The following is a 13,729-nucleotide window of genomic DNA, read 5'->3' on the forward strand; positions in this document are numbered from 1 at the left end:
CTAGGTTTCCGGATCGGCGATCTTCACTGGTTGCACGCCAAAGGTCTCGACCAGGATCGCATAAAACGCGGGGACGATCACCAACGTCAACGTGGTCGTCAACAAAAGCCCCACGATCATGCAGTAGGCCAGCCCCTCCCACAACGGCCCTCCGCCGAGCGCCAGCGGTATCAAGCCCCCCACCGTCGTCGCGGTCGTCAGGAAGATCGGCAGCATCCGCTGCTTCCCCGCGGCGACCAAGCATTCACGGAATTCGTCGATGCTGAGTCCGACGATTGGCCCGTCGGCAAGCCCCGACCGCCGTTTCAGCCCGACCCGTTCGATGATCAAGATGTCGGCAAATTCGATGAAGATGATCGCGGTATTGAGCACGATTCCGAACAGCGCCAAAATCCCCAACTGAGGCATAAAACCCAACGACTTGTCGAACAGGTACAAACCGAGCCAAGCCCCGACAAGGGCCAACGGCAGCGTCGATAGGATCACCAGCGGTTTTGCCCAGCCGTTGTACTGGAAGATCAAACAGAGGACGATCAAGACAAACGAAATCGCGAAGGAAGTCATCATTTGGCCTCCCGCCTCGGCACTCTCTTCAAAGGCTCCCCCCGGTTCGATCCAATAGCCAACGGGCAGACCGGCCTGCAATTGCCGCATCGCGTCGGACTTCAGCACTCGCGAGACAACGTCGTTTCCGGTCACTCCCGGTTCCATCCGGGAACTGACTTCGATCGTTCGATTCATATTCCGCCGTTCGATGCGGGCCAATTCAAAGCTGGGCTGCAGGCTTGCGATCGAAGCGAGCGGAATCTTTCCGCTGTCCCCTTCGACGTACGATTCCTGGAGACCGCGGATCGATTGCCGCTGGCTGGCTCGCAAACGGAAATAGACAGGAACCTGATGGTCCCCCTCGCGAAAGGTCGTCAGCTGCAGCCCCGAGTAATAGGAGTTGAGGGTGCGGGCGACCTGCGAATTGGTGACGCCAGCCAACACGGCGCGGTCCTGATCGACATCGACGCGAACCTGAAACCCATCGACGCCCCAGGAGTCGTTGACGTCCCAGGTTTCGGGCTGTTGGTCGACGATTTTCTTCAGCCGATTTGCTGCCGTTCGCAGCACCACCGGATCGGCAAATCCATTGCCCGCGATGCGGAAGACCAACGGATCGGCCGGCGGTCCGAGGGCCAGTTGAACCGGCACGATGCGGGCTCCCACGATCGGTTCGATTCCCAAAGCATCGTCTCCCCGTTCGCAAACCTCGCGAACCCGTTCAGCATATTGCTTTGTGACCGAACCGTTGGTCGTGCGGACCAAAATCTCAGCAAAAGACCGCGTCTTGGGTTCGGGTTCCCAGCCGAGATGCCATCGCGCCCCGCCACCGCCAACCATCGTCCGCATCGAACGCAAACGAGACGCATCGGCAGCCCCCTGATCGGCCAACTTGCGGATCACGGATTCGACCTGCTTGGCGACCCGATCGGTCTCGGCGATCGTGGCCGTCTCGGGCAGGATGATTTTCACGGCGAACTGCGTTCCGTCGGCCTCAGGAAAAAACTCGCTGCTCACGGGTAGTGTCATGATCCCGACCATCAAAATCAGCACCAACAATGCGGTGCCCCATTTGGCGTCGACCGCCAAACGTCCGATCACGCCATAGAGGCGGAACGCGAGGTTCTCGCTCTCGCCGGTCCGAGCCCCCGCCGGTTTCGGGTTTGGTGACGTTTTCCCGAAACGCGACGGCAAGTTGCGGAGAAACGACAACGCCGCGACAACTGGCGATCCCGATTCGTCCGGCTTGGGAGCGCGAATGAACCATCCAGCCAAGATCACACACAAACTCATCGCCAACAGCCAACTGAGTGCCAACGTTGTCGAAACGGTCACCGGCAAACTGTAGACGTATTCCTTGCCGCCTCCTTCCAGGGAGACCAACATCGGCAGGAACGCAGCCATCGTCGTGAGCGTTCCAACCAACATCGGGATCGCCAGCGTGTTGGCCCCTTCGATCGCCGCGGGAAACGGACGCATCCCCTGAATTTGGTTGGTCCGAGCTTGGTCGCAAACCTGGACCGCATTGTCGACCAACAATCCCAGCGAGATGATCATCGCGGCGAGCGAGATCTGTTCCAATTGAACACCAAATAGCGCGACGATCCCCAGCGTGATCAGCACCACGATCGGGATGTTGGCGGCCATCACAAACGACGTCCGAAAACCGACGACCAGATAGACGACGATCACCACGATCACGACAGCTTCGATCACATTGATCAGCACGTCGCGGATCTTTTTGGCGACGCTTTCGGATTGGTCCGAGACCGCGGTCACGGCGATATCGGGGGGCAAGCGGCGTTCGATGTTCATCAATTCCGCCACGCGAGCGTTCGCCGCATCGCAGACCTCGATGATGTTGGATCCCGACTTCATCGTGATTCCCAACATCACCGCCGGCGTGCTGTGCGTCGCATCCCCGTACCGGCAGATGTAGTCGGCCGGATCCTCCAAGCCGCGGGTGACGGTTAACCCCAGTTCGGCCAACGGCACGCTATTGTCGCCATCTTCGGTGTGCACCGTGCTGGCGATCTGTTCGATCTCTTCGACCGCGTTAAATTCACCGCCGGTGTTGACCGCATAGTGTCCCGATTCGGTATCCAATTCACCACCCGCTTCGATGATGTTCCGCTCCCGCGCAAGCGATTCCAATTGAGCCGTGGTCAGGCCCAGCTGTGCCCAGTTTGCCAGGTCGGTCTCGATATAGATCGCCTCCTGGCGTTGGCCGAACATCTCGACCTTGGCGACGCCCGGCAGCAGCCGCAACGAATCCTGAACATCTTCGGCAAAGATCTCCAGCTGGCGGGCTGAATAACGATCCTGCGGACGGATCTCCGCGCGGCCGTGCGTCGGTGTCTGGTGGACCGCCAACAACAACACCGCGGTATCGCCAAATTCATCGTTGACGATCGGTCGCACATTGGACGCTGGCATCGGCACCAGATCGACTCGCGCCCGAACCTTGTCCCACACCTTCTGGATCTCCCCCGGTGGGACGCTATCCTCCAGCTCCACAAAGACCGTCGACTGACCGGTGAGCGTCGTCGATCGCGTCAGATGGACCTCTTCGATACTGATAAGTTTCTGTTCGATCTTGTCGGTCACCAGCTCTTCGACAGTTTTCGCTGGGGCTCCGGGCCACGAAGTCGAAACGACGCAAACACGGATCGTAAACTCGGGATCTTCGCGGCGCGGGATCGTGACGTAAGTGATCGCGCCGCTGGCCATCGCCAATAGAACTAACGAAATGACGATCGGTTGATATTTAACGGCAAGTGCAGGAAGAGTCATTGCGCTTCGCGAGCCTCCGCTGGAGCGGTGATAGCGTTCAGTGCGTTCGCTTTGTCGGCCTCAGCTGGGTCGTTCAACCCCGCCTCTTCGCGGACGATCGCATCGAGGCTAACCTGACCGAGCGCTCGGACCGCTTGTCCGTCTCGCAAAAAATGGACGCCGCCAACAACCACCTGCATCCCGTCGACCAATTGATCCGATTCGATCTCGACCAGCGAGCCAGCATTCAGATCCTCCGCGGGTGGAATATGAACCTCCATTTTTTTGGCCCGACCGTTATCAAACACGAACAGCGACGTTTCGCCCGATTCCTCGAATATCGCTTCGATCGGAACATAAAACCCCGGTTCGACGACGTTGCTCGATAAATCGACGGTCACCAAATCGCCAGGCCGCAACATCCATTGCGATCCGGCATCCAAGACGACCGATTCGCCATCCCAATCCTGGGGACGATTGTCCTGGAACTTCAACTGTCCCACGTACAGCGTCTCTTCATCGACCGGTTCGGGATCGACGAAGGTAAACGAGCGGAAGATCCAGTTCCCCAAAAAGGGAACCCGCAGTTCGTTTTCCACGATCCGCTGCTGTCGGACCTTCAAGACACTCGGTAGAACATCGCGCAGCTTGGCGTTGGTCACCTGATAGATATACGGACCTTGTTCATCCCGGCTGATCGATTGCTCTTCGACCAGCATCACCCCGGGGTCGGTGACCATCATCCGATTCAACTTCAACGGCCACAGGTGTTCCGACGTGGCAACCGATGCGTTGGTCAACGATTCGATCGGAGTGTCCTGAAATTTCTCGTTTAACATCAACATCGTCATCGCAAACGTTCGCGTCGTCGGATCGGCGCTGGGTGCGATCCGGTAGACAAATCCGTTTTGGACGCGTGGGGTTCCATCGGGCAACAAAAACGAAACGGGCAAATGCCGTCGTTTTCGCATCACTCGAGACTGTCGCGACGACAGTTCCAATTCGATCTTAATCGGATTGGTCATCTGCAACGTCAACACCGGCGAACCAGCCGAAACAACGCTGCCTGGAACGACCATTACTTCGGAAATCTGTCCTTGGTAGGAACCGTACAACGTCGTGTTGTCAAGATCGCGACGGGCGTCGCGCAACGCTTGCTCGGCTCGGCGGATCTCCGCCGCGGCCGATTGAAGTTCCGCCTCGGTCTGTTTTTCGCTCGCCTGCAGCGAACTGAGCGATGCTTGTCGGGCCTGCACGAGATTCCGCGCTTGATCGAACTCCGACAGCGAAGCGGCATTTTGTTGGTGCAGCTTCTCGATCCGATCGAACTCCAACTTCGCCAGCTTCAGATTCGCCCGTTCGGCATCCAGTTCCGAAGGTAACGCTTCCTTTAGACGAATCTCGATGCCCTCCTTCCGCAACTTGGCAACCTCCAGATTGGCCTCCGCCGATTCGACAGCGATCTCGTACCGAGCGGAATCGATCTGCGCCAACGGCGTCCCGGGCTGCAGCAGCTTTCCATCGGGATCGACCACCCGCCCATCGATGTCCTTGCCAGGTTCGAGAACCCATTCGATGCGGCCGGAGACTTCAAAACCGATCTGTTCGGTCTTCCACGACTTGACGCTCCCCGAACCGGAATAAGAGGTCGCCGGAATCGCCTTGTTCAGTGTCAGCAAAGTGACCGGCAACGGCGGCTTGCTCTCGTATTCAACAGGCGTCTTTTGACAGCCACTGGCAAACAGCAGCGCGCAACTGGCGAACAGTCCCACCATCCTCCTGCCCACCGAATTCGGCATCCAATCGGCCAACCTATGCCACCACTGCGGTATACACGCGCGCACACTCGATCCTTTTTACCTCGAGCCACAAAAATCATTCCGGTCACAGATTCTACCGGATCCGGCAACCCTGCCGAGACAATTGCGATGGCAATGGCGAGAAGAAAAGGGCGTTAGACCGTCCGATCGGGCGCATCGCCCCCCGTGGGTTTAGGGGCGGCAGGCGTATTTTTCGCTTGCAGAGGAAGAGCCATCGGTTGAATCAGAACGCAATTCAACTGTCCGGCGTTAGCTCGCGGAACAACCAGCAAACCCGACGATATCGCGCGCCGGAAAAACCTCCGCGTGAAGCAATCGATCTGTGTTGGAACGTCGCGCCTCGCGAGGTGCAGCTGGCATGCGAGCCAACGGAAAGACCTCGGCGGACCTAAAAGGTGTGCCCTTTTTGCGGGCCATCTTTTGTGAGCGTCAGAATCTCTGGCCCCGATTCGGTCATCAGCACGGTGTGTTCGAACTGTGCCGAATAGCGACCATCTTTGGTTCGCACGGTCCAGCCGTCGTTATTGTCCAACGAGGTGAAGCGGCTGCCAGCGTTGATCATCGGCTCGACGGTAAATGCCATTCCAGGCAACAAACGGTCTTGGCGGCTCTGCCGGTTCGGATAGTGAGGAATCGATGGATCCTGGTGGAACTGGCGTCCTAAACCGTGCCCAACATATTCGCGGACGACGGTGAAGCCGCGGCTGTGGGCTTCGGCGACGATCGCTTCCCCAATCACCGAAACCTTGCAACCAGGAGTCAGTGCGTCGATCGCGATGTACAGACAATCGAACGCGCACTGCGTGACGGCGCGTGCTTCTTCGCTGACGTTGCCGATTAAAAACGTTTCGGATTGATCGCCAAACCAACCGTTAACGACCGACGTGATGTCGACGTTGACGATGTCGCCATCGACCAACGTGTAATCGCCCGGAATGCCGTGGCAGATCACTTCGTTGACACTTGTGCAACAACTTTTGGTAAAGCCCTGGTATCCCAGCGTGGCCGGTTTGTGGCCATGATCGATCGTGAACTTGTGAATCAATTCATCGATCACCCCGGTCTGAATCCCCGCTTTGACATGCGGACGAACGTAATCCAATAGCTTGGCGTTGAATCGCCCCGCCGCCCCCATCGCTTCGCGTCCCGCTTTTGGCAGCAACAGTTTTTTCCGGTTTTGTAACATTCCAATAGTCCTTTGTGTCGCCCAAACCAGATCGGAAATCGAAGATCGCGCAAACGCAGCTATAAGCAAATCGAATCAGTTTAAAACATCGCGTATTTTAAAGCTCCTGCCCCGCAACCCGCGAACACACAAGTTTAACAAACTGGAGATTGAAAACCAATCAGTCGCGTCAAGATTCGCGTTGGCCGACAAATCCCCGCATCGTCGCTACCAGACGCGAGCGCGACCAGCAGCACATGTGAGGAATAGCGTTCCGCAAAGGTGCTACCCAACGGGCCTTTCAATGCAAACATGCAACCGTCAACGAAGCATTTCAGTTGTCCAGCATCGCAGCGACGTTCTCGATCGGACGGCCGATCGCGGCTCGACCTTCGTGGACGACGATCGGCCGTTCGATCAGCTTTGGGTTGGCAGCCAAAACCGCCAACCACTCTTTGTCCGGCAGTTCCTGCTCCCCTAGCCCCAGTTCTTTAAATAACGCTTCGCCACGACGCACCAATTTTTGAGGCGCGATCCCCAACATCGCGACGATTTCGGCCAGTTCTTTTTCGGTCGGCGGCGTTTCGAGATATTTGACGACCGTATGTTCGATCTGTCGGTTTTCCAGCAGTTCGACGGCGGCTCGCGATTTCGAACAGCGAGGGTTGTGATAAATCGTGGTCATGGGATCCCTGCAGCGTTGCGGAAAAGAACTCGGACAGCACGCGGCAGGAATTCGATCGATCCTCGGCCGACGCGGGGGAATGATTGTATCGCGTCGACGAATCGGATCGAAGAGGACCGCGAATCGCGGACGCTATCGGTGCTGCAAACGAAACTGCTTCGGCGTCATCCCCAGCTGTTGCTGAAAGACGCGACATAAGTTTTGCGATGTTTGAAACCCGGTGCGGCGCGCGATCGCGATGATCTTATCGTCGGTCTCCAACAGTTCCCTGCGAGCTCGGTTGAGTCGCGCATGTCGCAGTTCTTCCATCGGCGGGCGAATGTAGTATTCGCGAAACGCTTTCTCGAGCCCGCTGCGCGACATCGCGACGTGCCGCACGACATCAGTCATATCGATCGCTTCGGCGCTGTGATCGTGGATGTAGCGTAGTGCGGCGACCACGGCGGGATGTTCCACGGCGAGACTGTCGGTGCTGCGTCGCTGGCAAACGCCTACCGCGGGAATATAGATCGGCGTCGCGGGAACTGGATCGCCGCAGATCAGACGTTCCAACAACGCCGCCCCTTGATATCCGACCTGTTCCCAATTCGTGTTCACGCTCGATAGCGGAACGCGCAGACAATCGCAGATCGTATAGGTGTTGTCAACGCCCAACACCGCGACCTGATCGGGAATTGCGATCTCCGCGGCAATACACGCCTCGATCACTTCCACCGCTTCCACATCGCGCATCGCGAACACGGCCAACGGTTTGGGAAGGGCCGAAAGCCGCCGCACCAACCACCGGTGTCGTTGTTCGCGCGTGTCGGAGCTGCGTCCCGCTTCCTTGTTCCAATTCAGCACCTCGCATCGATGCCCTGCCGCTGCCAGCGCCGTTTGGAACGCGTCGCGACGAACGCGGCTGACGCCCAGATCCCAGCGATGCACAAAAGCAAAATTCCGAAACCCTCGTTCGACAAAATGGTCCGCAGCAATGCGACCGATCGCCGCGTTGTCCATCGTGACCCGAGGCAACGCGATATCGGGGCGGCTTTCCGCCAAATCGACGATCGGCACCTTCAAGCGTCGCAGCTTGCGCCACAGGTCTTGCCGCGCTCCCAGCAACGTCACCACCCCATCGCCTCGCCAGTGCTCAGGAACCAAGTCATCGAAATCGGCCGTCACATGCCAATGATGATCCCGCGCAAAACGGGCGACCCCATGGTGAATCTCGGGGTAATACCACCCCAAGGCCAGCAGGATGTTGCGAGTTTCGTATCCGGTCGTCCCCACGTTACGAGTTTCCATACTTCCAACCGCTTCGCAAACAGCAATGAGATACCAAGACACATCCTATTCGTTTTGAAACAACTTCCTTCAACGCAAGCCACGCTTCCCGTCACAAACCAACGTAACCTGCAGTAGTGAAAATGCCAATACTTTTGCGGAACATGCGAATTGTCGCTACACAATCTTAACTTACAATGCAGTGGTGCCTACATGGGCACTGCAGCCGCCATACGGCTGATCAAACAGCTTTATTGAGATCCCACCGCATTGAGATCCCACCGCACCAAGCACCCCAACAAGAGGGGCAAGTGGTATGCGAAACGCTATGGCCGTGCAGACGACCGACAAGTTCAGCTCGATTTCGCGACGACAAAGCTCAACGTTGTCTCCACAACGAGAACGTTCATTCGACTTTCCTACTTACGTTTAAGGTTCATGAGATGAAACGCAAACCTTTCGGATTCACGCTCGTCGAGCTGCTGGTTGTGATTGCAATCATCGGCATACTCGTCGGACTGCTTTTGCCCGCGGTCCAAGCGGCTCGCGAGGCGGCTCGGCGGATGCAATGCTCCAACAATCTCAAGCAGATCGGTTTGGCATTGCACAACTACCACGATACGTATCGCGTCCTGCCCACCGGCCAGTTGAGTGTCGAAACCGATAAGGTTTGCGTCGCCGACGGCTGTCGTTTTGCCAAATCGGGATGGGCATGGAGTGCGTTGATTCTTCCATTCCTCGAGTCGCAGAACATGTACGACCAGTTGGAAGTCACGCAAAAGCATTTAAAAGAACAGTACCTGAGTCCATTGGTCGATCAGCCATTAGCCGCCTATCGTTGTCCGTCGGATATCGGTGAGGACCAGAGTGGGCACGTCGAAAGCTTTGGGCGATCGAACTACCCTGCCGTCTTTGGCTATTTGCGGCAATGGGTCAAAAACGAACCGCTGCCGATTCGCCCCGAGGGTGCGTTTGGCGTCAACGCAAAAGTCGCCTTCCGCGACGTGTTGGATGGATTGAGCAATACATTGTTTATCGGGGAACGGTCGTCAGAAAAACGGACCACCGGTACCGACGACGGCTATGGAGCGGCCGTTTGGCCTGGCGCACCGCGGACGCACAAATGTTTGTCCTGCAGCGGTGGCGGTTTGCTGACGATCGTCGGCGTCGTCACGTCCCCCATCAACGATCCCGCTTTGTTATCGGCGACCAATTGGACGGGCAACCAGCCCTTCACCAGCCTTCATCCCGGCGGTGCGATGTTTGTTCTTGGCGATGGATCGGTCAGCTTCCTTTCCGAAACCATCGACCAAACGGTCTATCAGTATTTGGGGCACAAGTCGGATGGAAATCCGGTCTCGTTACCGTAACGAACCGCATTTGACAAAAGGAGGGTCGCCATCGGCCCTCTGCCTAACAATTCACTTCCTCCCCTCCATCGCGTTCTCCGGTTTACCATGCCTTCACTTGCCATGTTACTTTCCGTTTCTCCGCAACGATCTGTTTTCGCCGCCGCAGTCCTCACTCTCGCATTGGTTGGTTGCAGCGGATCGAACCTGCCTGAACTCGGTTCTGTCACGGGCGTCGTCACCTACGAAGGGCAACCGGTCCCGAGTGCCATCGTGACGTTCCAACCTCAAGAAGGGCGTCCGTCGGTTGCGATGACCGATGACGAAGGAAAATATGAACTGCTGTTTGTGAAGGACACTCCCGGTGCGTTACTGGGTGATCACAAGGTCACGATCAGCAATGAATCGGCGATGGAAGGGGATCAATCGCCAAACGATGCGATGCCACTGCTGCCCGCGAAATACAATTCCCAGTCCACCCTGACCGCCCTGGTCGAACCCGGTTCGCAAACGATCGACTTTCCCCTGCAGTAGACTAAGGCAAAGCCTTGCACACTTCCTGGCGCTGCGTTACTCGATAGCTTGAGGTTCGCCGCGCTCTCCCCTCGTTTCCTTCCGACTCCCCGCAACCAACTCCAGCAAAGGATCCCTCACCATGCTCCAACGATTTTTGATTTCCGCAGGCTGTCTCTTGGGCGGCTTTGGGTTCGTCAGTGCCGCCGAAAAACCCAACCTTCCGATCGTCGACATCGCCCAGCAAACCGAGCGTCATGTAACGATCGCAGAGGGAACACCCAAAGTCTACCAAGGACATCCAACGACACTGTTGATGCCCGATGGAAAAACGATCTTCGCGGTTTGGTGCATCAATCACGGCGGTGCCGCCGGCCCGATGGCCAAGAGCACCGATGGTGGACTCAACTGGTCGCGTCTCGACAAACAATTGCCAGCCGGATTCTCGACGCATCAAAACTGTCCCAGCATCTATCGGATGGTTGGGCCCGATAAAAAGGAACGGCTGTGGGTTTGGTCGGCAGCGCTCGGCAAACGGGGCGGTCCGGGAATGCCCAGCATCATGAGCGAAGATGGTGGGGCGACATGGAAGGAAATGCCGCCACTTGGATTTCCTTGCGTGATGACCTTCAGCAGCGTCTTGCAACGCAAAGACGGCAGCTACATCGGGTTCTTCCACAAGGGCCCCGACGGGAAGGATCGCACACCGCTGAAGGTTCTGCAGACCGTGACAAACGACGGCGGATTCACATGGTCCGAACCGGAAGTTGTCGCCGCGGTCGAAGGGAAGAATCCCTGCGAACCGTTTGCCTTGCGATCCCCCGACGGAAAACAGATCTGCGTGCTGATGCGAGAGAACACCCATCGTGGCCGCAGTTTGATGATGTTCTCCGATGACGAAGGGGAAACGTGGAGCGAACCGGTCGACACGTCGTGGGGCTTAACAGGCGATCGACACATCGGCGTACAACTGGAAGATGGTCGCTGGGTGTTCGCGTTCCGCGACGTCGCGATCAACAGCCCAACTCGCGGCGACTTCGTCGCTTGGGTCGGTACCTACGACGACATCCGCAACGGTCGCCCCGGACAATATCGGATCAAGCTGCTGCAGAATTACGCCTCCAACCGACTCGACTGCGGTTATCCGGGCGTGGAACTGCTGCCCGACGGAACGATTGTCGCGACGACTTACGTCAAATACGCTCCCGGCCCCGAAAAACATTCGGTCGTTTCGACTCGGTTCAAAATTGCCGAAACCGATGCGATGGCCAAAGATACCAAGACTTCGAACAACAAGTAATGGTGAACCGATGCCGTTGAAAACCGCTCCGTTGCAGGGCTTGGTCGCTGCAACCTTTACGCCGCTGGCCAGCGACCGAACGCTCGACACCGCTGCAATCCCCGCGATGGTCGATCACTTGGTCGACGACAAAATCGCGGGGTTGTATGTGTTGGGCAGCACCGGCGAAGGTCCTTCGCTGACGCAATCGGAACGGTGCACCGTCGCCGAAGCATTCGTGCAATCGGCCGCCGGGCGATTGCCGGTGATCGTGCAGGTGGGATGCGAAAGCTTGAGTAGCGCCCGGGAACTGGCAACCCACGCCCAACAGATCGGTGCCGACGCGGTCTCCGCCGTCAGTCCCGTCTACTTCAAGCCCGATTGTGTGGAGACGCTTGTCGATTCGATGGCAGAGATCGCCGCGGGAGCGCCGAATCTGCCGTTCTATTACTACCATATCCCCGCAGTGACCGGCGTTAATTACAGCATGGTCGACTTTTTGCGGCTGGCCGCCGATCGCATCCCGACGCTGCGCGGGATCAAATTTACGTCGACCAACGTGTTTGAATTCCAGAGCTGTTTGGAGTTTGCTGGCGACCGATTCCAGTTGCTGTGGGGATTGGACGAGATGTTGTTGAGCGGACTCGGCGCCGGTGCTCAAGCGGCCGTCGGCAGCACCTACAACTTTGCGGCTCCGATCTACCAGCGTCTATTGGCCGCCTTTGCCGCTGGCGATTTGGGCGAAGCTCGTCGTCAACAGTCGCTGTCGCAAGCGATCGTTAGGGCGTTTATCCCCTATGGACCACGAGGTGCCCAGAAGGCGATCATGTCGATGATCGGCCACGATTGCGGCCCCAGTCGCCTGCCGGTCGCAACGCTTACACCGTCGCAACGCGATGCTTTGCGGAGCGATCTCGATGCGATTAGCTTCTTCGATGCCGTGGACGTTGGCGGCCTGCAATCGATCGGATCCAACACATGAATGCTTCCCACGTCTCATGGCCAATGCTCGGGATCATGCTTGCTATGATCAGTGGTTCGGCGGCGCTTTGCCGCGGTGAGGATTCGCCAACCATCGCCGCTCTGGAATGGCAACCGCTTCCCGAGCTGCCGGACGAACTGGGAGTTGCCGGCCCGTTTGTAGGAGTCCACAACGACGCCCTGATCGTCGCCGGCGGCGCAAACTTTCCGCGGCCCGTTTGGGGAACCGATAAGATCTGGCACGACCGGATTCATGTGCTGATCCGTGCGGGCGAGCAGCTGCAGTGGATCGATGGCGGCACGCTAACCCGACCGATCGCTTACGGAGCGACCGTTTCGACGCCCGACGGCATCGTCTGCATCGGCGGTAATGATGCGGCCAATACGTTCGACGCTGTGTTTGTTTTGCGTTGGAATTCGCAGACTCGAAAGTTCGAGCGACGCGATTATCCCAAACTGCCGCGCCCCTGTGTCTACGGTCAGGCGGCTCTCATTGGCGATGTCATCTATCTCGCCGGTGGACAGAGTGGAAGCGGACTCGATTCGGCGATGGACAATCTTTGGTCGCTCGATTCATCCGCACGAAACGATCCGGCACAGTTTCAGTGGCATGAACTTCCAGCGTGCCCCGGCGGCCGTCGCGCGTTCAACCTGACCGTGGCGCAACACAATGGGCAAGAGGATTGTTTGTACGTGATCAGCGGTCGCCGCGAAGTGGCGGGGACCATTGAATTCCTAGACGATGTCTGGGAGTTCTCGCCAGCGACCGAGAGCTGGAGACAACGGAGTTCAGCGCCACGCTGTGTGATGGCAGGGACATCGATCGGATTGGGTAAACGCCACCTGCTGGTGCTCGGCGGCGCCGACGGAACGCTATTCGATCGCTCCGACGCACTTCGGGACGATCATCCAGGCTTCCCGCGGCAAGCTTTAGCGTACGACACGATCAGCGACAGCTGGAGTTCCGCAGGCTCGATGCCACAGAATCAGGTCACCACGGTAGCGGTTCGGTGGAACAACCGGATCATCCTCCCCAGCGGCGAGGTCCGGCCACGGGTGAGGACGCCGAAGGTCTGGAGCATCACGGCGAGCCCCAAACGCTAAGGCTGTTCGTTGAGCCCTATCGTTTAACCGCGGCGGCAACGCCCCGCGCGTTCATCGCGACGGACGTTCAAAAGCGCGGCCCGATGGGCACGCAGCTAAACAAGGAGGCGACAACGCCTCGCACAACACTAAGGCTGCTCGCTTAGCCCTATCGTTTAACCGCGGCGGCAACGCCCCGCGCGTTCATCGCGACGGACGTTCAAACGCGCGGCCCGCTGGGCACGCGGCTAAACGATTAACCGCAGCGCT

At 57.9% G+C, this 13,729-nt stretch carries 10 protein-coding genes; 5 read left to right on the forward strand and 5 right to left on the reverse strand.

Annotated elements, in window-relative coordinates:
• The 5 genes from EC9_RS16375 to EC9_RS16395 all read right to left on the reverse strand — a co-directional run bounded on the left by EC9_RS16375 (nt 1) and on the right by EC9_RS16395 (nt 8,275).
• Nucleotides 1–3,339 (reverse strand): efflux RND transporter permease subunit, encoded by a 3,339-nt coding sequence (locus EC9_RS16375; RefSeq protein ID WP_145346837.1) that lies wholly within the window; start codon nt 3,337–3,339, stop codon nt 1–3.
• On the reverse strand, nt 3,336–5,117 hold the full coding sequence (locus tag EC9_RS16380) for an efflux RND transporter periplasmic adaptor subunit (RefSeq protein ID WP_145346839.1): 1,782 nt from the start codon (nt 5,115–5,117) through the stop codon (nt 3,336–3,338). Before EC9_RS16380 ends, EC9_RS16375 begins: the two co-directional genes overlap by 4 nt.
• Before the next feature lie 409 nt (nt 5,118–5,526).
• Nucleotides 5,527–6,324 carry a type I methionyl aminopeptidase gene (gene map / locus EC9_RS16385; RefSeq protein ID WP_145346841.1) on the reverse strand — a complete coding sequence of 266 codons (798 nt, stop codon included), beginning with the start codon at nt 6,322–6,324 and terminating at the stop codon, nt 5,527–5,529.
• Nucleotides 6,325–6,637: 313 nt separating this feature from the next.
• The gene (gene arsC / locus EC9_RS16390; protein WP_145346843.1) at nt 6,638–6,988 is read right to left on the reverse strand and encodes an arsenate reductase (glutaredoxin); all 351 of its coding nucleotides are present in this window, start codon (nt 6,986–6,988) and stop codon (nt 6,638–6,640) included.
• Between the two features lie 132 nt (nt 6,989–7,120).
• On the reverse strand, nt 7,121–8,275 hold the full coding sequence (locus EC9_RS16395; RefSeq protein WP_145346849.1) for a XylR family transcriptional regulator: 1,155 nt from the start codon (nt 8,273–8,275) through the stop codon (nt 7,121–7,123).
• Between the two features lie 422 nt (nt 8,276–8,697).
• Between EC9_RS16395 and EC9_RS16400 the strand changes: the two genes are divergently transcribed.
• The 5 genes from EC9_RS16400 to EC9_RS16420 all read left to right on the forward strand — a co-directional run bounded on the left by EC9_RS16400 (nt 8,698) and on the right by EC9_RS16420 (nt 13,480).
• Nucleotides 8,698–9,624, forward strand: coding sequence for a DUF1559 family PulG-like putative transporter (locus EC9_RS16400; RefSeq protein WP_218934193.1), 927 nt, complete (start codon nt 8,698–8,700; stop codon nt 9,622–9,624).
• Between the two features lie 102 nt (nt 9,625–9,726).
• Nucleotides 9,727–10,137, forward strand: a complete 411-nt coding sequence (locus tag EC9_RS16405) for a transthyretin-like family protein (RefSeq protein WP_145346853.1) — start codon at nt 9,727–9,729, stop codon at nt 10,135–10,137.
• Nucleotides 10,138–10,258: 121 nt separating this feature from the next.
• Nucleotides 10,259–11,416: a sialidase family protein gene (locus EC9_RS16410; protein ID WP_145346855.1), complete on the forward strand. Its 1,158-nt coding sequence runs from the start codon at nt 10,259–10,261 to the stop codon at nt 11,414–11,416.
• Between the two features lie 10 nt (nt 11,417–11,426).
• Nucleotides 11,427–12,377 carry a dihydrodipicolinate synthase family protein gene (locus tag EC9_RS16415; protein ID WP_145346857.1) on the forward strand — a complete coding sequence of 317 codons (951 nt, stop codon included), beginning with the start codon at nt 11,427–11,429 and terminating at the stop codon, nt 12,375–12,377.
• Nucleotides 12,374–13,480 carry a hypothetical protein gene (locus EC9_RS16420; RefSeq protein WP_145346859.1) on the forward strand — a complete coding sequence of 369 codons (1,107 nt, stop codon included), beginning with the start codon at nt 12,374–12,376 and terminating at the stop codon, nt 13,478–13,480. The genes EC9_RS16415 and EC9_RS16420 overlap by 4 nt, the downstream gene beginning before the upstream one ends.
• Nucleotides 13,481–13,729: the final 249 nt, after the last annotated feature.

Source organism: Rosistilla ulvae, assembly GCF_007741475.1.
Lineage (GTDB): Bacteria > Planctomycetota > Planctomycetia > Pirellulales > Pirellulaceae > Rosistilla > Rosistilla ulvae.

Excerpts from the sequence above, each read along its gene's own strand:
- EC9_RS16380 (WP_145346839.1), bottom strand. The coding sequence starts at position 5,117 with ATGCCGAATTCGGTGGGCAGGAGGATGGTGGGACTGTTCGCCAGTTGC.
- EC9_RS16375 (WP_145346837.1), bottom strand. The coding sequence starts at position 3,339 with ATGACTCTTCCTGCACTTGCCGTTAAATATCAACCGATCGTCATTTCG.
- EC9_RS16405 (WP_145346853.1), top strand. The coding sequence starts at position 9,727 with ATGTTACTTTCCGTTTCTCCGCAACGATCTGTTTTCGCCGCCGCAGTC.
- EC9_RS16420 (WP_145346859.1), top strand. The coding sequence starts at position 12,374 with ATGAATGCTTCCCACGTCTCATGGCCAATGCTCGGGATCATGCTTGCT.
- map (WP_145346841.1), bottom strand. The coding sequence starts at position 6,324 with ATGTTACAAAACCGGAAAAAACTGTTGCTGCCAAAAGCGGGACGCGAA.
- EC9_RS16395 (WP_145346849.1), bottom strand. The coding sequence starts at position 8,275 with ATGGAAACTCGTAACGTGGGGACGACCGGATACGAAACTCGCAACATC.
- EC9_RS16410 (WP_145346855.1), top strand. The coding sequence starts at position 10,259 with ATGCTCCAACGATTTTTGATTTCCGCAGGCTGTCTCTTGGGCGGCTTT.
- EC9_RS16400 (WP_218934193.1), top strand. The coding sequence starts at position 8,698 with ATGAAACGCAAACCTTTCGGATTCACGCTCGTCGAGCTGCTGGTTGTG.
- arsC (WP_145346843.1), bottom strand. The coding sequence starts at position 6,988 with ATGACCACGATTTATCACAACCCTCGCTGTTCGAAATCGCGAGCCGCC.
- EC9_RS16415 (WP_145346857.1), top strand. The coding sequence starts at position 11,427 with ATGCCGTTGAAAACCGCTCCGTTGCAGGGCTTGGTCGCTGCAACCTTT.